This is a genomic window from Nocardia otitidiscaviarum (assembly GCF_007362295.1).
GTDB lineage: Bacteria > Actinomycetota > Actinomycetes > Mycobacteriales > Mycobacteriaceae > Nocardia > Nocardia otitidiscaviarum.
The window spans coordinates 2,990,777-3,008,317 of sequence record NZ_CP041695.1; the positions used below are offsets into that span (position 1 = coordinate 2,990,777).

The following is a 17,541-nucleotide window of genomic DNA, read 5'->3' on the forward strand; positions in this document are numbered from 1 at the left end:
CTGCGGACGGTGCTCGACGCGGGCGGGGGCAGCGGCTGCCGCTGTCAGTGCACCAGATGCAAGGTGGCGGTCAATGCCGCGAGCGCCTCGTCCAGTCCGTGCTCACGAATACGCTGCTCCAGTCCGCGGCGTTCCGATTCCGGTAGCGTCGACCAGGTTTCGCCGATGCGGGACTGCGCGCTGGCCTCGGCGGCGGCCAGCACCCGCAGCAGCGGCGGCCACAGTTCGGTCGCGGCGGTGACGGCCGGGAGCCGCGCGAGCGTCGCGGTGTCGAAGTCGCCGAACCGGGTGCCGATGCGACGGGCGGTATCCGGCTCGACATGCTCGGACAGGACCAGCAGGCCACGCCACTGATCGTGCTCGGCGCACCCGTCCAGCACATCGACGACGGTCGCGACGGTGGCGGTGTCCCGCATGATCGGATTGGCCGCCAGCACCGCCAGGGCCGTCGGGCTCAGCTGGGCGATGAAGCGCAACGTCTCCGGTACCGCCTCGGCCTCCAGGAAGGTGGTGACGAGGTCCGCGATCTCCTCGGGCGTGCCGAGATCGAAGAGCACATCGCCGATGGCGGCGATCACGTCGGGATCGGTGCGCGCGAACACCGACAGCGCGGCCAGCCGCAGTTCGTCGGGTCCGCTCACGATCGTCCGGATCAGGCGGGGTATGCGCTGTGTCGGGCCGTCCAGCAGATGCCGCACGATGACGCTGATGCTCTCGCCCGAATACGAGTAGGCCGCCGACCGGATGAGCCCCTCGTCATCGTGCACGCCGTGTTCGACCGCCTCGATCAACTGCGGCGTGGCGTAGGCGAGGAACGGCCCGGCGGTGACATAGTCGCGCCGCCGCAGGATCTCGTTGACGATGCGCACCACCGGCTGCGGCGGCGCGACATCGGCGAGCCGTCCCACCGTGTGCGGGTCCATATAGGGCGCGCCGTCGGCGGCGTAGGCCGGATCGAGGATGTCCAGCGCCTCGACCGCCTTGCGCGGATGGTCCACGCCGATCGCGCCCGCCGCGCGCCCGGCCATCACCGGCGGCACCAGCCGCTGCACCAGGGGCAGCGAAATGCTCAGCGGGACAACCGGTACCAGCATGCTCAGCCGCGAGAAGGTGGCATTGTGCCGTTCGAAGATGACGCGCGCCATGCGTTCCTGCAGTTCGTGCAACCCCTGTGCGCCCAGCTTCTCCAGGTGGGTCAACCGTTCCGCGGGTACGTGCAGGGTCCGGGCCAGCAGGATGGTCTGCGCCCGGGTGACCAGATCACTCATCAGCCCAACCGATTCCCGAACATGATCTTCTTGGCCGCGGTCTTCAACGGCCACGGCAGCGCGCTGACGGTCTTGTCGACGGCCTCCACCATGGCGGCCTGCTCGGTCCGCTGCGCCTGCTTGAACAGCTCCAGCAGATCGGCGATCTCCGCCTCCGACAGGGCGTCGAGCGCGGCCAGCGGCCCACCCAATTCCCGCTCGAGTTCGGCTCTGGCACTCATATCATTCCCCGTTCCCCGATGAACCGGATCACTCCGTGCCCCTACTTGATCACAAAACGATCGCGCCGACAATCGCTGCGCGCACCGGCGCGATCCAGTGATCCGCGTGATACTGGGTTGCGTCCGAACCGATTTCGCACAGGAGCGCCGCGATGAGCTCATCGTCCGAGAACCCCTACGGAACGCCGACCACCGACGGCCCGCGGCCGCTCGGCAAACACCAGGCCCGGTTCAACAGCATCGTGCGCGGCCTGCTGCGGGTCCCCCTGCTGTCCAAGCTCGTCGGCAAGCGGTTGGCCACGCTGCATGTGAAGGGCCGAAAGTCCGGCAAGGTCTACGACATCCCCATCGCCTACACCCGCCACGACGGCCAACTCCTGGTCGGCACCAATCTGCGGCCCTGGGTCAAGAACCTGCGCGGCAATGTCCCCGTGGAGGTGTCCATGGGTGGCTCCCCCACCCCGATGCTCGCCGACGTCGCCGAGGACGAGCGGTCGGTCATGGAGCTGTATGAGATCGTCGCGCGCGACAACAAGCAGAACGCCGCCTTCAACGGCATCGGCTACAACCCCGACGGCTCCCCCTGCAAAGCCGATATCTACCAGTCCTGGCAACAGGGCGGCGTCGTCATCCGCCTCACGCCGCTGGCGTAGCCGGGCACGGTCGCCCGTGCCCGCGCCGGATCACTGTCGCCGGATCACTTGTTGAAGAAGATGCCCGCGATATCGGCGTTCTTGATCGGGGTGTCGGCGTTGGCCTGCACCGAGCAGAGCGCCTGTACGGCGGCCATGGTGAAGTCGACCGAGGTGCCGGTGGGCTCGTTCTCGGTATTGGTCTGCTGCTTGATGAATTTGGTGACGGTCACGCGCTGCGTGTCGGCGTCCTGGGCGAGATAGTCGCTGCATTTGGTGTCGCCGCCCTTGTTGAGGGCCCGTTCGACGTCGGAGCAGCCACTCAGCAGGGTGACGCCGAGAACGAGGGCCGCCGCGGCGGCCGTCGTCGTGGTCTTCATGTTCGTTCCTCTGGTTCACCGCGCGGCGGTAGGGGTCCCGCCACGATCGCCAGCCAGCGTAAACGCACCTCGCCCACCCGTGCGCGCACGCCGCGCCGGGCGCCGCGAGGGGGAATCGGTGGCGGCGATGTGCGGAAGCCGCCCGCCACCGATTCCCCCTCGTGCGCCGGTTCAGGGGCGGGGGCTCTGGGCTTCGGCGGTGCAGGCGGCGCGCCAGACGCGGGCTTCGCTGGTGTTGCCCATCCGTTCCAGCACTTCGGCGAGTCCGCTCATGGCGCGGGCGTCGCCGTGGTCGGCGGCCATGCGCCACCAGTGCGCGGCGTCGGCGTATTCGCCGCGGCGGTAGCGGACGACGCCGAGATCCCAGGCGGCTCCGATATGGCCGAATCCGGCGGCCTGGGTCCACAGTTGGCACGCCTGGTCTTCCTCGCCGCGCCCGTGCATGGCCACGCCCAGGTCGTAGAGGGCGTCGCGGTAGCGGCTGGCGTCGGCGGCCGGGCGGGGTTCGGGGAGGGCGGCGGCGGTGCCGGTGCACAGCTCCACGACGAGTTCGGTGAAGTTGGGCGCGCCGACGCCGGTGCTGCACCGCAGCACCGTGGCGGCGGGCGTGCGTTCGACGAGCATGCCGTAGTTGCCGGTCCAGGACACGGTGGTGTCGGTGTCGTCGACCCAGACGGGGGTGAGCGAGAACGATCCCGTGCCGTCGGTGCGGCACAGCCGCAGGGCGACTCCCCCGGTCATGGCGTCGCTCCACACATCCACGCCGGGCAGCTGCCGCCCGTCCAGTACGACGTGCCCACCGGTCACGGACAGTCCGACGCCGAGGCTGCGCACGCCCTCCGGCGGTGCGGACGAGCGCAGGGTGAGCGTGACGATGCACGGATCGGTGTCGAGCGGTTCACTGTGCACCGGGTACACGGTGCGGCCGTTCCAGTCCAGGGGTTCGGCGCTGTCGTATCGGTCCGCCAGGGGTGGCGCCGTGCTTCTCCACTCGGCGTACGGATACGACCTGCTCATGCGCCCGCCTTCCACCGGTGCTCGTCGCGATACCGGCACACCGTAGTACCACCGCCCGCCGGTATGTCCCGCATTTGCCAGGAGAGGTCGCCGGCAAACGGCTGGTCGCCTGTCCGAACAGTCCGAACGGCCGGTCGCGGTCGGGGCGGTGATCAGCGAAAGATCAGTTACCCCTGCACTTTTCGATGATCATGTGGACCCGCCGAATTCCCGTCAACCCCACCTGAAATGCCGTCCCCACCCGTCCCGGCCGCCGCACCCGCATCGACACGCCCATACGAGACTCCCAGGTCCGCGCGGTGTGTCGAACTTGCGCCCGGCCAGTCGTGATGTTGAATCGACGCCGACGTACCAGCGACGAGTGAAAGGGAACTACATATGGCTCTGCCTACCATGACCCCGAACAACGCTCCGAGGCGCTGGCCAAGGCCGCCGCTGTTCGCAAGGCTCGTTCGGAGCTCATCGCGCAGGTCAAGAAGGGCTCGGTCAGCCTGGCCGAGGTGCTCAAGCGCGCCGATAAGGAAGACCTGGTCAAGAAGACCAAGGTCGCCGCCGTCATCAAGGCGCTGCCGGGCATCGGCCCGGTCAAGGCGGCCAAGCTGATGGACGAGGCCGAGATCCCGGCCGACCGCCGCATCGGTGGTCTGGGCTCGCGCCAGCGCGCCGCGCTGCTGGAGGCGCTCAACAACTGACGCCCGGCGTCAACCGGACGGATGGTGGCGACCCCTCGCCACCAATACCGTCAGCCTCGGGGGGCCGCCCGGTCGCCACGCAATCCGACCCGGCGGCAACCACTCCCGACCACCGCTCCACCGGCGCCACACGCCCCGCTCGGGGCCGATTTGGTCCATACGGTCCGATCCGATAACCTTGCTGAGCACCACCGGTCCGGGTGGCGGAATGGCAGACGCGCTAGCTTGAGGTGCTAGTGCCCGTATTAGGGCGTGGGGGTTCAAGTCCCCCTCCGGACACAGAGTATATGTAACCGGCGGTTACATATAAAAAGTCCCCGACCGCGGTCGGGGACTTTTGCGTTTCCGCCATGGCGAGCACCGGTAAACGAGTGGCCGGAAGGCGGCGCTTGTAACGCCGTTGACTCCGCCACGACAGTGACTGTGAGCTGTGGTTGTCCGGCCGGCTCAGGTCCAAGTCGTGGAATGGGGTGTGCGGGGTGGCGCGGCGCAGGGGGTTCTTCGCGGAACTGCAGCACCAGCAGAGGCTGGCACAGCAACGGCAGGCGCAGCAGCAACGGGCCGCGATGCGTGCCCACACCATGGCTGTCAGGGAAGCGCAACGCCACGCGCGGGAGCAGGAGCGAGCCGCAGCGGCGGCCATGCGGGCCTCGGCCGCTGAACGTGCGGCAGCGGAGAAAGCCGCGAAACTCGCCCACATCGCTGCCAGAGAGGCGGTGACCGAGGAGAAGAACGCACAGCTCGCCGCCACCTACGACGCGATCGCACATCTGCTCGATGCCACGCTGGAAGTCGATGACTGGGTCGATCTGGAGTCACTGCGCGAATCGGCCACAGATCCACCATTCGATCGTCCCGATCTGCTCTCTCCGGTACCCGCCCCGCGCTACCAGGCGCCGCCGGATCGCCCGATCTTCATACCGCCGGCCCCGCCGACAGGCATCAGCGGCGCTCTCGGCGGAAATCGCAGGCATGCCGCCCAGATGGAGTCGGCGCACCGCGAGTACCTCGACGCTGTGCGGCAGTGGGAGTTGATGCTCGTGCGAACCTGCGCCGTGAACGCGGACCTGCGCGCCCGGTGGCGGCAGCAGGAAGCCGAGCGTGTCGCGGAGTTGGAGCAAGCTCGGCGCCGACTGGAGCACGCAGGCGCTGAACGTCGTCGACAGGTCGACGAATCGAACGCGCGCCTGGATCGGCTCATCGCTGGGTTACGCGAGCGTCGACCCGACGCGATGGAGGAATACGTCGGCATCGTTCTGGCCAATTCGGTCTATCCCGAATCTTTCGAGGTGTCCTACGAGCACTCCTTCGCTGCGAGCGACCGTGAACTGAGCGTCACGGTGCTGGCTCCGCATCCCGACGCCTTCCCGACCACGAAAACGTTCCGCTACAACAAAACTACCGACGAGATCACCGAAACGCCGTTGCCGACCGCCGAGGTCAAGCGCCGCTACGCCGCGGCGATCGCGCAGACCGCGTTGCGGACAGCACACGAAGTATTCGAAGCGGATCGCGAGCAGGTCATCGACAGCATCGCACTCACCGTCGCTGTCGACGCGGTCGATGCCGCTACCGGGCACGACACCCGCATCGACCTCGTCCGACTGGCCACCGACCGCGCCGACTTCCTGTCGATCGATCTCGCACGGGTGGATCCCGCGGCCACGTTGGCTCACCTCTCGGCCGCGGTATCGAAGAATCCCCACGGGCTGACGCCCCTGGCCGACCACGGAGTGCGCGGATGAACGACCCCCAAGCCGCGATCGTCGCGCTGCGGAAAATGCTCATCGTCAAGGAACGTGAATCCGCCGAGCTCCACGACCGCGTCGATGAACTCACCGCACAACTGCAAGCCCTACGGACCTCACCCGTCGCGCCGCCGACGGACGCGCTGCTCGTCACCGTGGACGACGCACTGGTGCTGCAAGAGGTGGGAATCTACGAGTACCACCATCCCCTGGAGAATGCCGACAGTTACAAACAAGCCCTGGCCGAGTTGCGCGCCGATGTGCGAGAAGCCGTGAAGGCTGGCGACGCTATCGTGGTGGCCAAGAAGTTCAGCTTCAACAATTCCCTCGCCGAGGGGCGGCGGTTGACCGCCGATCTTTCCAAGCTCATGCTGCGGGCATACAACGCCGAGGCGGAGAACTGCGTTCGAACGATCCGAGCCGGCAACCTGGAAACCGCCGCACGACGGCTCGACAAGGCTGCCAAGGATATCGAAAAACTCGGTGCCGCAATGCAGATGCACATTTCGGCCGCCTACCACACGTTGCGGATCAAAGAGCTGGAACTCACCGCCGACTACATGATGAAGGTGCAGGAGGAGCGAGAAGCCGCTCGCGAGGAGCGTGAGCGCTTGCGCGAGCAACGCAAGGTGGAACAAGAACTAGCCGCCGAACGTGAGCGACTCGAGAAAGAGCAAGCCCACTACCAAGCCGTGCTACAACGGCTCGAGACCACAGGGCAGGACACCCGCGACATCGAAGACCAACTCACTCGAATCGCCGACGCGATCGCCCAGAACGATTACCGTGCGGCAAACATCCGAGCAGGCTATGTCTACGTCATCTCCAATATCGGTGCCTTCGGTCCCAACGTCGTCAAGATCGGGTTGACGCGCCGGCTCGAACCACTCGACCGCGTCCGCGAACTCGGCGGCGCGTCCGTTCCGTTCCCGTTCGACGTCCACGCCGTCTATTTCTCCGACGACGCGGTCACTCTCGAGAACGAGCTGCACAAGGAGTTCGCCGCGGTGCGGCTGAACCACGCGAATGTTCGCCGGGAGTTCTTCTTCGCCAGCCCCGAGGAAGTACGTCGAGTGCTCGCGAAGAAGGTGGGAAACCTCCTCGACTACAACGACTCACCCGAGGCCACACAGTACTTTCAATCCAGGCGGTACTGGCCGACCGTCAAGTCCGAAGCCGGCCGCGACCCTGCTCGGCCTCGGTGATGTGGTTGCGCGTCCTCACCACCGACGACAGGGCTTCCCGTTCATGAGATCGATCGACCGGCGGCGCGGAGCCGGGTCCGCGACGGTGCTGAGCAAGTACGGCATCAGGCGCTGCGGATCGGTCACAGGGCCATCGTTCAGATCCAGCGCCGGGCCTATACCGGCGGGCAATTGTTTGCCGTCGGCGTCACGGCTGTCGTCGTCACAGGTCGAACCTCACGGCCAGCACCATCTTGATGAAGTCGAGCATCTCCTGAGTCACCGTCCCGTCGTAGGTCCCTGATTCCAGCACGGCGCGCACGCACGGGATGAACCGATGCACCGCCAGTACGCGGCCCTGATCCCAGCCGACCGTAAAGATCCGCAGATCCTGTGGCATTTCCCGAGCGTCGACGACCGGCACCGCCACAGCGACATCGCGATGGCGCAGCAGTGCCGGACCATCAACGATCACAACCGTCAGGTAGCCATCACCGGTGGCGATGGTGTATATGTCGCCTTGACGCAGCTCCCTCACAAGGGCAGGCCCATACCGATGCGCAGCAGGTCGGAATCGCTGTGTTTGGGCGGGTTCGCCTTCTCATGAGCGGCAATACGCCGCATCTCCTTGTCCGCGAGTCGCTGCAGAACGGCCCGATTGATTTCAGCACTGACGTTGCCCTGCGCGCTGGCGCGCAGCGCCTCGGCCGTCGCGTCCGGGAGACTGATGTTCAGTTTCGCCATATCACCACGGTAAAGCGTGACGCTTTACCGTAGCAACCCCGACGTGCCCGCGGATCCGGAGCCTGTCCCAGAGCGGATCACCTGCTGTCGTGTGGTTCGTCAGCCGATGGCTTCGCGTCCGAGGGACCGGCAGTGGTTGCGCGGGGGCGTACCTCGAGCACTTCGACATCCCGTCGCAGGGCGCGCACCAGTGCCCACATCATGAAGAAGGTCAGTACATGGAATGGCAGCCCGGCGATGGTGATGGTCTGCTGTAGCGCGGCCAACCCGCTGGCTCCCACCGTGGCGACCAGCAGCGTGGCCCCGACCACGCCCTCCAGAATCGCCCAGAACACGCGCTGCCGCACCGGGCTCTTCTTCTCCTGCTCACCCGTGCACAGCATGTCGACGACCAGGGAGGCCGAGTCCGAGGAGGTGGTGAAGAAGATGACCACGATCAGTACCGCCAGCGCCACCATCAGGGTGGGTAGCGGGAACTCCTGCAGGAAGGTGAACAGGGCGTACGGCGCACCGCGGCCACCGGACTCGGTATCCATCTCCGCGACCAGCCCGCCGGAACCGTTGATCTCGATATCGAAGGCGGACAGCCCGAAAATGGAGAACCACACGACGGTGAAGGCGGTCGGCGCGACCAACACACCGAGCACGAACTCACGGATCGTGCGCCCGCGGGAGATCCGCGCGACGAAGATGCCCACGAAGGGCGCCCAGGTGATCGTCCACGCCCAGTAGAACACCGTCCAATCGCCCTGCCAGCCCCAGCTCCGATTCTCCAGCAGGTCGGCGTAGGTGTCGTTCCAGAAGGCGAGCGGGATGATCTCGGTGAGGTAGGTGCCGAAGGTCTGGAAGATGCCGCGGGCGAGGAACAGCGTCGAACCGGCCAGGAAGACGAAGATCATCAGGCCGACGGCCATGCCGATATTCAGATTGGACAGCCGCTTCACGCCCTTGTCCATACCCGCGACGATCGAGCCGGTGGCGATGAGCGTCACGACCGCGATAATGATGACCTGCTGCGTCTTGCCGATGGGGATGGAATCGCTGAGGTAGTTCAGCCCGCTGTTGATCTGCAGGGTGCCCAGTCCGATCGAGGTGGCCACGCCGAACAGCGTGCCGATCACCGCGACGATATCGATGGCCTTGCCGATCGGCCCGTAGATGCGGTCCCCGATGAGCGGATGGAAGGCCGAACTCATGCGCATCGGCAGCCCGCGCCGATAGATGAAATAGGCGAACGCGAGCGCCGGCAGGCAGAAGATGGCCCAGGTGTGCAGTCCCAGGTGGTACAGCGCGAATGCCATGGCATCGTCGGCGGCCTCGACCGATTTCGGTTCCACCCCTTCCCGCGGTGGATCGCCGAAGTGCGAAATCGGTTCGGCCACACCCCAGAACATGAGTACGGTGCCGATACCGGCGGCGAACAGCATGGCGAACCAGGACAGGTTGCTGTATTCGGGTTTCGAATCCTGCGCTCCGAGGCGGACATTGCCGTACTTGCTCAGCGCGATCCAGATCAGGAACACCAGCATGGCCGTGACGCTGAAAATGAAGAACCAGCTCAGATTGGTGACGACCCAGTCCTTGGCGGCGGTCGCGCCCCGGTCCAGCTGATCGGTGAACAGGATGGCGAAGATCACGAACCCGATGACGACCCCCGCCGAGACGAAGAAGATCGCGGGGTCGGTCCACAGCCCGAACCGGGTGTACATGCGACGCTGGTGCGGTGGGGTCTCGTTGTCACGCACGGCGATCGACCTTCCAGCCGGAAGCAGGGGTTCAGCCGAGTATGTGACAAGGATGCTTGACCCCACGCCGAGCCGACCGACCTCGTTGTGATCCCGTGACCCGGCCGGGACTGCCGCGTTTCCTCCACGGAATCGGGCGCACTCCCCCACGCGGGTGGTGGTGGGCTCCACCACGGTCAGGACAACTCCCAGATCCGGATCTCCTCGATCAGGAAACTCGAGCTGCTGCCCGGTTCCATCAGCCACGTCCATCCGGCCACACCCAACCGGCCTCCGGTCAGCTGCGATTGTGGATCGAGGTATCTGATTCGATCACCGTTCACGCTGACCATCAGTTCCGTGCCGTAGTCGGTGGTACGGCAGGAGGCGCCGATTCGAGTGTCCAGGTTCAGGTCCAGTCCGGGCAGGTGGTCCCGGGAGGCCAGGACGGCGACTCTCGACTCGGCGGGCAGAACCATCGAGATGCCCCAGTGTCCGGTGCTGCTCACCGAGAACAGATAGCGGCGACCGGCGGGCTCCGGCTCTCCACGGCAGGTCAGCCCGAACCCTCCGGATCCCGATTCCCGACGCACCACGGCTTCGGCACACGCATCCGTCGAACTCGGCACGGGTACGTCGGCATAGACCGTTTGGGTTCCGGACAGGGCCGTCAAGCGATAGGAGCCGGCGGCGTACTCGGTTCGGCCGGGATGGTGCGGCCAGTCGGCATCGGAGTCGTCGAAACCTTCTTCCAAGATCATCCGACCACTCAGCTCCGAGCAGAAGGACGGAGCTGAAACCGGTTGGGCGCCGCGGGATCCGGGCTCACGGGTAACCTGCTGCCACCCGACGACGGCGGCAACGACCGCCAGTACGGCCGCGGCCGCGAGCCGTAGCGGTCCGCGTCGGGGCCGATGCGAAGTGACCTCGGGCCCGTGGTCGGAATCCGGTAGGGCCGCACCGGGCTCCACCGGTGTCGGCACCCCCGCGCCCGCTGGGCCGTCCCCAGCCCCGTTCGTCGCGTCGTTGTCGCCCAGTGCATCTCGGACGCGGATGTAGCGCTGCCGCCAGATCCGCCGATCAGCGCCGTCGGCGGGCGGCTCGACCCCGGCCTGATCGATGAGCCGCAGGCAGGTGTCGACGAAGATCTCGTAGGTCTCCCACCGCGGCATCGTCGGGTTGTCCGGATTGATGATATTGCCGATGGTGGCTTTGCTGATACCGCCGCGAGCGCCCGGTCCCCGGGCGGACGCTCGCGCGAGCGTCATGAGGGAGTCGACCTGTGTCATCCAACGCAGTGCCCGCAATTGTGTTTTGAGAACACGCAATTCGTCCAGAGGATCGGCCATGCGGACCTCCCTGGTCGTATTGTGGCCAACCCTGTCCAAAGTTGTCCAGAATGTCCGGTCGCCGCGGCCGACCGCCTGATTCTGGAGCGGTACCACCACCGAGGACGGGATTCGACCATGACGACCAGCCACGCAGGCTCGCGGCCCGCCACCGTCGTCGACGCGATCGTGCGCAACGCGGGCGACGCGACTCTGACCGTGCTCGATGGGGACAACCCCGGAGCGGCCGTCTCCTGGGCTGCCGTGCACCGGCGGGCACTCCGGCTGGCAACCGTGTTGCGGGCCCATGGAATCGGCCCGAACCGGCGGGTGGGTCTGCTGGGTGACACGAGCGTCGAGCTCGTCGCAGCCTTGCAGGCGGTCTGGCTGGGCGGCGCGGCGGCAACGATGCTGCCCGCCGTCCTGCCCGGCTCACCGGGTGTGCACGCGCGGACCGTGGCCGCCATGGTCGGCGACGCTCGGCTCGACCTCGTGATCGTGGACACCCGGATCGCGTCCGTCACCCGACTCGTGCCGGCACGTGTACTGCCGCTCGCCGATCTCGTCACCGCGGCCGCGACCGCCGAGCCCATCACCCCGCCCCGCCCCGCTCCGGAAAGCCTCGCGCTGCTGCAGTACACCAGCGGCTCCACGCGAGCCCCCCGCGGCGTCGCCGTCTCGCACGCGCACCTGTCCGCCAATATCGCGGCGATCGCGGCGGCCGTGGGTTACGACGGCGGCTACCCCGAGCGCGTCCTGAGTTGGCTGCCGCTCTACCACGACCTGGGATTGATCTGCTTCCTGGCAGTGCCGATGTCGTACGGCGGCGAGCTCGTGCTGCAATCCCCGCTCGCCTTCGCCCGACGGCCGGAGTCCTGGGCGGAGGCCATCGCGCGGTACCGGATCACGGCATCGGGCGCCCCGAACTTCGCGTACGAGTTGACGGCCCGCGTTCTGGCCGGAGACTCGCGGCTCGATCTGAGCTCGCTTCGACTGCTCATCAGCGGCGGTGAACCGGTGAACCCCGACACCATGGCGCGCTTCACCGCGGCGGCGACGCGGTGCGGTCTGCGTCCGTCGGTGGTCGTGCCGGCCTACGGACTCGCCGAGGCCACCGTCGCGGTGACCATCTCGCCTCCCGGTACCGGGATCGGCGTGGACGAGGTCGATGCATACGTCTTGGAATCGGCCGGGCGCGCGATACCGGCCGCGCCCGGTGTCCCGGTCCGGCGACTGGTGAAGCTCGGCCCCGCGGTGCGCGACACCTCGATACGCATTGTGGGCGCGTTGTCGGGTACGCCGGTCGCCGCACGGGTCGTCGGCCACATCGAGATTCGCGGTCCCTCCGTCGTCCGCGCCGGCTGGCTGCGCACGGGCGACATCGGGTATCTGACCGACGATCGACAGCTGGTCGTGTGCGGTCGGGCGAAGGACATGCTGATCCTCTGCGGCCGCAACATCTTTCCCCAGGACATCGAGGCGGTGGCGGCTCAGATCCCGGGCATGCGTCCCGGCCGGGTCGCCGCCTTCGGGATACCCGGCGCGTTCGGCGACGACCTCGTGGTCGCTGTGGAGGCGAACGGTGACGACACCGACGAGCTGCGCCGCGCCGTTGCCGCGGCGGTGTTCGACGCAGTGGGCTCGCGCCCGTACGCCGTCATCGTCGTGCCGCGCGGTGGCCTGCCCAGGACCTCGTCGGGGAAGGTGCGTCGCGCCGAAGCCCGCCGACGCTTCGCGGCCGAAGCGCCGCACTCGAGGGAGAGGACAGTCCAGTGACCAGGACCGACCGCATCGGACCCGATACGCCTGCGTCGGCGGCGAACCGGGAAGCGCTGCGCGCTGAACTCGCGGACGTATTGCGCCACGAGCCCGCGTCGCTGCCGGATACGGCGCGCCTGGTCGAAGACCTCGGTGTGGACAGCCTCGGCATGATGACCCTGTCGGCATGGCTGGTCTCGCACGGTGTGCGCGTGCGGACCGACCAGGGGCGGCGCGGCACCGTCGGCGATCTGCTGTCGCTCGCGGAAAGCGTTGCGGGCCAACGTGTCGAACTCACCATCCGAGCACCCGACGGATCGTCGTCGGGCCCGCATCGGGTGCCGAGTCCGCCGCCCCCACCGGCCGATCCGCTCGCTCCGGTCCTGGAGACCTCGGTATTCCGGCTCGACGCCCTCCAACCGGCCGACACCGAATACCTCTACGCGCTGGCCGTGCGCCCGGAGAACTGCTTCCGCTGGCGATATCGCGGGGTGCCGCCCGCACCCGAACGCTTCGTCGAGGAACTGTGGGCGCAGGTGCTCACCCAGTTCCTCGTGCGGCGTGTGGACGACAAGCAACCGGCCGGACACGTGGTCGCCTACAGCGCCGATCGGAGTTTCGGTCACGCGTACGTCGGCGCCGTGTTCGAGCCGAGGTACGCCGGAACCGGACTGGCTGCCGAGGTGACGGCCCTCTTCGTCCGGTATCTGTTCCACACCTTCCCCTTTCGCAAGCTCTACCTGGAGGTTCCCGGATACAACTGGCCGCGGCTGAGCAGTGGCGAGGGCCGGTACTTCCGGATCGAGGGTCGATTGCGCGACCACGTCTATTACGCGGGTCGCCACTGGGACCAGTACGTCTGCGCGGTCTACGCGGATCAGTCGTCCGGGGAACCGACCTCGGATCGCAAGGAGAGGAAACCGTCATGAAGTCAACCGTTCGCCGCAGGATGCTGGTCGGCGCATCGAGTCTGGGCGTTGCCGCCGCGGCGCTCGCACCGGCCGGTGCGTCCGCCCAGGACGCCGCGCCCTCCATGCCCGAGTCGTTCTCCGCCCAGGGGGCCGAGGCCGCCCAGGCTCGCACTCCGTTGCCGGCGTGCGTCGATGTGCGCCACTCGACCGATTGGCGCCAACACAAAGTGGACGTCACGAACAGGTGCAGCTACGGCGTCAACTGGTTCGTCGACAAGGACGGCCCCAACTTCGACTGTCGGCACACCCCAGCCGGTGGCCGCGACCGCGTCACCTGGGGCAGGCAGGACGCCTACCACGGCACGTACAAGTGCGGGTGAGTGCCTGACCGCAGGTGTCAGGGCATGACCCGGGCCGGAAACTCCCGCACCAGCGCAACCACCTCGACCAGACGGGTTTTCAGCAGCCAGCGGCTATGCAGTTCGGCATCCGGATGGTCGCGGTGGTACGCGTGGGTCGCACCCTCGGGCAATTCTCCCGGCCGAATCGCGGTACGGTGTGGTGGTGGCGGTGGCACCATGGCCGCCATGCTGTCCATTCAGGAGATTTCGGACCGACTGGAAATCCAGGACCTCATGGTCCATTACTCGCATGCCGTGGACACCCGCGACTGGGATCGGCTCGACGAGATCTTCACCGCCGACGCCTTCATCGACTACACGGCCATGGGCGGGCCGGCCGGTGATCTGGTGGCGACGAAGAAGTTCCTCGCCGACGTGATGCCGAACTTTCTCGCCTTCCAACATCTCATCAGCAATTCGTCCATCATCGTGGACGGCGATGTGGCGACGGCCCGCACCATGTGCCACAACCCGATGACGGTGGCCGGTGCGGACGGTCGCGAGCAGTTGATGTTGTGCGGACTGTGGTATCTGGATACCTTCGTCCGGGTCGACGGCCGCTGGCGGATTCAGCGGCGCGTCGAGGAGAAGGGCTACATGTTCGTGGCCGCGCCCGCCTAGCGCCCGCTGGAGAGCAGCTGGTCGAAGAAGGAGCGGTACCCGCGCAGCGCCTGACGCAGCTCCTCGGTATCCCCGGAATCGTTTCGGGACCAGCGGGTTTCGAGGTTCTTGCGGCGGTCGGCGTAGGCGTCGGCCAGGCGCTGGATGGTGCCGCCCACCAGTTCGTCGGCCTGATGCACGGCATCACGCGGATCGTCGACGAACATGCCCTGCACCTCACGCCAGCGGATGCGCAGCCGCTCCAGTTCACCGTCGGCGATCAACGGTTCCCCGGCGCTCTCGGTCCGGAGCGGGGCGCGCTGCGCCGAATCGTCCACGGTGGCCCGGGAGTTCGAATCGTCCCCGGGGGCCTGGGTTTCCGCCCGCGCGCCGGAGTCGGCGGCGTGCTGCGGTTCGCGGGGGTCGCCCGCCGTGTCACGCTGGTCCTCCCCCGCGGCGTAGGCGGCGCGATCGTCCACCGGCATCCCGGCGTGGCCCACGGGCTGCCGGTCGGGGGCGGGTTCGGCGGTGCCGGTGTGCGCGACGAGCCGCTCGTCGTCGGGGGGCGTTTCCTGCGCGGTCGCTTCATTCTTCTTGTTGCGATCGGATCCGATTCTCATGGCTGCCTCACTGGTTGTGCGCGGTGTCGGTGCCGTGTCCGGCCCCGACGAGCAGGTCTTGGAACAGTTCGCGGTAGTGCACGATGGCGGTGCGCATATCCTCGGTGGACGCGCGTCCGTCGGCGGCGCGGTCGGCGATGTCGTGTGCCGTGCGGTAGTTGTCCAGGGGCCGTGCGTGTTCCACCGACAGGTCGGCGACCCGCTGCCGGTAGTCCTCGGTCGGATAGCCGCGATCGGCCATGAGCGCGACGACGAGCCGGTCGGCCGCGCCCAGGGCCTGCGGTGGATCGTCGATGAACCGCTCCTGCACCCGCGCCCATTCCATCTCGTAGCGGCGCTGCTCCTGATCGCTCAGGTCCCGCAATTCCAGTTCGGCGTGCCGTTGTTCCCGCTGCGCCAGTTCACGTTCGGCGGCCTTGCGGTCCTCGGCCTCCTGAACCGTCCGGTCGTATTCCGGACCGAATTTGCCGCGTAGCCGCCGTCTGCGCCACATCGGCCGCAGCGCCAGCACCGCCAGCGCCAGGACCACGAGCACGACGGCCACGATCACCACGGTAAGGACTTCACCCGACACCAGAACCTCCTCGTCGAGCCGGTTGTTCTGGTGAGGTAATGCCTCGTTGGCGGCGGGTCAAACGCGCGCGGGCGGGCCGTGCGGCAGACGGCCGCGGCGATGACTGTGCCGCAAGGCATTTCGTCCCGTCTAGTGCCCGTGCGCGCCGGACCCCGCCGGGGTGGGCGGCGGTGTGGGCCGCTGTCCCGGTGCCAGCACCAGGAATTGGCCCATCATGCCCTGGTCCTCGTGCATGAGCAGGTGGCAGTGGTACATGTACGGATACGTCGGATCGGCGTAGTCGGTGAAGCGCATGGCGAGGGTGTAGGTCGAGCCGGGCCGGGTGTACACGGTGTCCTTCCAGCCGGCCAGTTCCGGTGGCGGCGTCCGGCCGTCGATGTCGAGCACCTGGAATCGGGTGTCGTGGATGTGGAAGTTGTGCGGCCAGTCGTCGACATTGCGCACCGTCCACACCTGGGTGCTGTCCAGCGGTACGGTGAGATCGATGCGGTTCATGTCCATGCGCTGTCGGTTGATCATGAACCATCGCAGGTCGAACTGCCGGTCCGCGGGTGTGCCGGGCGGCACCAGCGCGGTCATGGGGACCAGTGCGGCGGGCAGCGGCGGCGCGGGCAGCAGGCGGGCGACGGGCCGCAGCCACAGGATGTCGAAGGAGTCTTCGAATCCGAAGCGCGCCACGTCGGTGAGGTCGCCGCGCTCGGTCACCGGCACCGACCGCAGCAGGGCGGCGCGGCCGTCGGCGAAATCGACCACGATCTCGGCGCGCTCCCCCGGGCTCAGGTGCAGGCGGCGCAGCGCCACCGGTGCGGGCAGCAGCCCGCCGTCGGTGCCGACCAGGTGGAATTCGCGATCGTCGGCGAAGGCCAGATGGTAGATCCGGCCCGAGGAGCCGTTGAGCACCCGCAGCCGCACCCGCCGGGTGCGCACCGTGAATTCCGCGTCGGCGATGCCATTGGTGACGATGGTGTCGCCGAGCAGCCCGATATCACCGGGGTCGCGCTCGTCGAACGTCCCGTCGGCGGCGAATCTGCGGTCCTGGATGATGAGCGGGATGTCGTCCACGCCGTAGTCGTGCGGCAGGGCGCGCGCCGCCGGGGTGTCGTCGTCCACCAGGAACATGCCCGCCAGACCGCGGTGCACGTGCTTCTCGGTGACGCCGTGCGGATGCGGGTGGTACCAGAGCGTGGCGGCGGGCTGATCGACTGTCCACGACGGTTCCCAGATGTCGCCGGGCGCGATCGTCTGATGCGGCCCGCCGTCGCAGCGGGCGGGCACGTGCGCGCCGTGCCAGTGCACGGTGGTCGGCTCGGGCAGCCCGTTGCGGACGGTGAACGCCACCGTCTCACCGCGCCGCACTCGAATGGTCGGCCCCAGGACCGGCCCGTTGAAGCCCCAGGTGGGCGTGAATGTCCCGGACAGAATCTCGGACCGTCCCGCCTGCGCTTCCAATCGGAACCGGCGCACGCCGTCCACGGTTTCGGAGGCGGCCAGCGGTGGTACGGGCAGGGCCCGGCTCGGCCGCGTCGGCCCGGAGCCACCGCAGGCGCCCAGTACCAGCGGTGTCGCGGCCAGTGCGGCGAGGAGTCCTCGTCTGGTGAGCAATGCAATCCCTTTCGACCGTCCCAGCATCGATTGCCGAGAGTTCGCGTGAATCCGCCATCCGGTCCGCGATGTGGTCGCGAAATTCCTCCGACTGGGCCTTGTGTCGACGTTGTTTCTTTGCTATCGGCGGTGCTGAC

At 67.6% G+C, this 17,541-nt stretch carries 19 protein-coding genes, 1 tRNA gene and 1 pseudogene; 9 read left to right on the forward strand and 12 right to left on the reverse strand.

The window, feature by feature from the left end; translation table 11 throughout:
* Nucleotides 1–44 precede the first annotated feature (44 nt).
* The gene (locus FOH10_RS13115; protein WP_143980904.1) at nt 45–1,268 is read right to left on the reverse strand and encodes a hypothetical protein; all 1,224 of its coding nucleotides are present in this window, start codon (nt 1,266–1,268) and stop codon (nt 45–47) included.
* On the reverse strand, nt 1,268–1,489 hold the full coding sequence (locus FOH10_RS13120) for a hypothetical protein (RefSeq protein WP_039814321.1): 222 nt from the start codon (nt 1,487–1,489) through the stop codon (nt 1,268–1,270). Before FOH10_RS13120 ends, FOH10_RS13115 begins: the two co-directional genes overlap by 1 nt.
* Nucleotides 1,490–1,641: 152 nt before the next feature.
* Here FOH10_RS13120 and FOH10_RS13125 point away from each other — a divergent pair, with 152 nt between their 5' ends.
* A complete protein-coding gene (locus FOH10_RS13125; protein ID WP_221937962.1) occupies nt 1,642–2,142 on the forward strand; it encodes a nitroreductase/quinone reductase family protein in 501 nt (166 codons plus the stop codon).
* A 44-nt stretch (nt 2,143–2,186) separates the two neighbouring features.
* Here the strand turns inward: FOH10_RS13125 and FOH10_RS13130 are convergent, their stop codons facing one another.
* On the reverse strand, nt 2,187–2,501 hold the full coding sequence (locus FOH10_RS13130) for a hypothetical protein (RefSeq protein WP_029927746.1): 315 nt from the start codon (nt 2,499–2,501) through the stop codon (nt 2,187–2,189).
* Between the two features lie 171 nt (nt 2,502–2,672).
* Nucleotides 2,673–3,518 (reverse strand): tetratricopeptide repeat protein, encoded by an 846-nt coding sequence (locus FOH10_RS13135; protein WP_143980905.1) that lies wholly within the window; start codon nt 3,516–3,518, stop codon nt 2,673–2,675.
* A 378-nt stretch (nt 3,519–3,896) separates the two neighbouring features.
* On the opposite strand from FOH10_RS13135, the pseudogene mihF reads away from it, so the two are divergent.
* From mihF to FOH10_RS13155, 4 genes and pseudogenes are all read left to right on the forward strand, one after another.
* Nucleotides 3,897–4,210: pseudogene (mihF, locus tag FOH10_RS13140) on the forward strand (integration host factor, actinobacterial type).
* A gap of 194 nt (nt 4,211–4,404) precedes the next feature.
* Nucleotides 4,405–4,489, forward strand: a tRNA-Leu gene (locus FOH10_RS13145).
* Between the two features lie 200 nt (nt 4,490–4,689).
* A complete protein-coding gene (locus tag FOH10_RS35615; RefSeq protein ID WP_244961946.1) occupies nt 4,690–5,955 on the forward strand; it encodes a hypothetical protein in 1,266 nt (421 codons plus the stop codon).
* Nucleotides 5,952–7,163: an SNIPE associated domain-containing protein gene (locus FOH10_RS13155; RefSeq protein WP_143980907.1), complete on the forward strand. Its 1,212-nt coding sequence runs from the start codon at nt 5,952–5,954 to the stop codon at nt 7,161–7,163. The genes FOH10_RS35615 and FOH10_RS13155 overlap by 4 nt, the downstream gene beginning before the upstream one ends.
* Nucleotides 7,164–7,365: 202 nt before the next feature.
* Here FOH10_RS13155 and FOH10_RS13160 read toward each other — a convergent pair whose 3' ends face one another.
* From FOH10_RS13160 to FOH10_RS13175, 4 genes are all read right to left on the reverse strand, one after another.
* The gene (locus tag FOH10_RS13160; RefSeq protein WP_143980908.1) at nt 7,366–7,680 is read right to left on the reverse strand and encodes a hypothetical protein; all 315 of its coding nucleotides are present in this window, start codon (nt 7,678–7,680) and stop codon (nt 7,366–7,368) included.
* Nucleotides 7,677–7,886 carry a hypothetical protein gene (locus FOH10_RS13165; protein WP_029927731.1) on the reverse strand — a complete coding sequence of 70 codons (210 nt, stop codon included), beginning with the start codon at nt 7,884–7,886 and terminating at the stop codon, nt 7,677–7,679. The genes FOH10_RS13160 and FOH10_RS13165 overlap by 4 nt, the downstream gene beginning before the upstream one ends.
* Nucleotides 7,887–7,963: 77 nt before the next feature.
* Nucleotides 7,964–9,631, reverse strand: coding sequence for a BCCT family transporter (locus tag FOH10_RS13170; protein WP_308212877.1), 1,668 nt, complete (start codon nt 9,629–9,631; stop codon nt 7,964–7,966).
* 176 nt (nt 9,632–9,807) lie between these two features.
* Complete coding sequence (locus FOH10_RS13175) at nt 9,808–10,959, reverse strand: hypothetical protein (RefSeq protein ID WP_143980909.1); 1,152 nt, start codon at nt 10,957–10,959, stop codon at nt 9,808–9,810.
* A 117-nt stretch (nt 10,960–11,076) separates the two neighbouring features.
* Here FOH10_RS13175 and FOH10_RS13180 point away from each other — a divergent pair, with 117 nt between their 5' ends.
* Genes FOH10_RS13180 through FOH10_RS13190 form a run of 3 tightly spaced genes read left to right on the forward strand, consistent with a single transcriptional unit; the run spans nt 11,077 to nt 13,987 of the window.
* Nucleotides 11,077–12,714 (forward strand): AMP-binding protein, encoded by a 1,638-nt coding sequence (locus FOH10_RS13180; protein ID WP_143980910.1) that lies wholly within the window; start codon nt 11,077–11,079, stop codon nt 12,712–12,714.
* Nucleotides 12,711–13,625, forward strand: coding sequence for a GNAT family N-acetyltransferase (locus tag FOH10_RS13185; RefSeq protein WP_143980911.1), 915 nt, complete (start codon nt 12,711–12,713; stop codon nt 13,623–13,625). Before FOH10_RS13180 ends, FOH10_RS13185 begins: the two co-directional genes overlap by 4 nt.
* Nucleotides 13,622–13,987 carry a hypothetical protein gene (locus tag FOH10_RS13190; RefSeq protein WP_143980912.1) on the forward strand — a complete coding sequence of 122 codons (366 nt, stop codon included), beginning with the start codon at nt 13,622–13,624 and terminating at the stop codon, nt 13,985–13,987. Before FOH10_RS13185 ends, FOH10_RS13190 begins: the two co-directional genes overlap by 4 nt.
* Nucleotides 13,988–14,004: 17 nt before the next feature.
* On the opposite strand, the gene FOH10_RS13195 is transcribed toward FOH10_RS13190, so the two are convergent.
* Complete coding sequence (locus FOH10_RS13195) at nt 14,005–14,205, reverse strand: hypothetical protein (RefSeq protein ID WP_143980913.1); 201 nt, start codon at nt 14,203–14,205, stop codon at nt 14,005–14,007.
* Here FOH10_RS13195 and FOH10_RS13200 point away from each other — a divergent pair.
* Nucleotides 14,195–14,629 carry a nuclear transport factor 2 family protein gene (locus FOH10_RS13200; protein ID WP_143980914.1) on the forward strand — a complete coding sequence of 145 codons (435 nt, stop codon included), beginning with the start codon at nt 14,195–14,197 and terminating at the stop codon, nt 14,627–14,629. The two genes, FOH10_RS13195 and FOH10_RS13200, sit on opposite strands and share 11 nt — an antisense overlap.
* Here the strand turns inward: FOH10_RS13200 and FOH10_RS13205 are convergent.
* The 3 genes from FOH10_RS13205 to FOH10_RS13215 all read right to left on the reverse strand — a co-directional run bounded on the left by FOH10_RS13205 (nt 14,626) and on the right by FOH10_RS13215 (nt 17,431).
* Complete coding sequence (locus FOH10_RS13205) at nt 14,626–15,228, reverse strand: hypothetical protein (protein WP_143980915.1); 603 nt, start codon at nt 15,226–15,228, stop codon at nt 14,626–14,628. The two genes, FOH10_RS13200 and FOH10_RS13205, sit on opposite strands and share 4 nt — an antisense overlap.
* Before the next feature lie 7 nt (nt 15,229–15,235).
* Complete coding sequence (locus FOH10_RS13210; RefSeq protein WP_186000822.1) at nt 15,236–15,802, reverse strand: hypothetical protein; 567 nt, start codon at nt 15,800–15,802, stop codon at nt 15,236–15,238.
* Nucleotides 15,803–15,931: 129 nt separating this feature from the next.
* Nucleotides 15,932–17,431 (reverse strand): multicopper oxidase family protein, encoded by a 1,500-nt coding sequence (locus tag FOH10_RS13215; RefSeq protein ID WP_143980916.1) that lies wholly within the window; start codon nt 17,429–17,431, stop codon nt 15,932–15,934.
* Nucleotides 17,432–17,541: the final 110 nt, after the last annotated feature.

What these genes read in the sequence shown, in the direction of transcription:
- FOH10_RS13125 (WP_221937962.1), top strand. Translation starts at nt 1,642, where the DNA reads ATGAGCTCATCGTCCGAGAACCCCTACGGAACGCCGACCACCGACGGC.
- FOH10_RS13115 (WP_143980904.1), bottom strand. Translation starts at nt 1,268, where the DNA reads ATGAGTGATCTGGTCACCCGGGCGCAGACCATCCTGCTGGCCCGGACC.
- FOH10_RS13195 (WP_143980913.1), bottom strand. Translation starts at nt 14,205, where the DNA reads ATGGACAGCATGGCGGCCATGGTGCCACCGCCACCACCACACCGTACC.
- FOH10_RS13120 (WP_039814321.1), bottom strand. Translation starts at nt 1,489, where the DNA reads ATGAGTGCCAGAGCCGAACTCGAGCGGGAATTGGGTGGGCCGCTGGCC.
- FOH10_RS13205 (WP_143980915.1), bottom strand. Translation starts at nt 15,228, where the DNA reads ATGAGAATCGGATCCGATCGCAACAAGAAGAATGAAGCGACCGCGCAG.
- FOH10_RS13155 (WP_143980907.1), top strand. Translation starts at nt 5,952, where the DNA reads ATGAACGACCCCCAAGCCGCGATCGTCGCGCTGCGGAAAATGCTCATC.
- FOH10_RS13215 (WP_143980916.1), bottom strand. Translation starts at nt 17,431, where the DNA reads ATGCTGGGACGGTCGAAAGGGATTGCATTGCTCACCAGACGAGGACTC.
- FOH10_RS13180 (WP_143980910.1), top strand. Translation starts at nt 11,077, where the DNA reads ATGACGACCAGCCACGCAGGCTCGCGGCCCGCCACCGTCGTCGACGCG.
- FOH10_RS13200 (WP_143980914.1), top strand. Translation starts at nt 14,195, where the DNA reads ATGCTGTCCATTCAGGAGATTTCGGACCGACTGGAAATCCAGGACCTC.
- FOH10_RS13190 (WP_143980912.1), top strand. Translation starts at nt 13,622, where the DNA reads ATGAAGTCAACCGTTCGCCGCAGGATGCTGGTCGGCGCATCGAGTCTG.
- FOH10_RS13135 (WP_143980905.1), bottom strand. Translation starts at nt 3,518, where the DNA reads ATGAGCAGGTCGTATCCGTACGCCGAGTGGAGAAGCACGGCGCCACCC.
- FOH10_RS13130 (WP_029927746.1), bottom strand. Translation starts at nt 2,501, where the DNA reads ATGAAGACCACGACGACGGCCGCCGCGGCGGCCCTCGTTCTCGGCGTC.
- FOH10_RS13165 (WP_029927731.1), bottom strand. Translation starts at nt 7,886, where the DNA reads ATGGCGAAACTGAACATCAGTCTCCCGGACGCGACGGCCGAGGCGCTG.
- FOH10_RS13175 (WP_143980909.1), bottom strand. Translation starts at nt 10,959, where the DNA reads ATGGCCGATCCTCTGGACGAATTGCGTGTTCTCAAAACACAATTGCGG.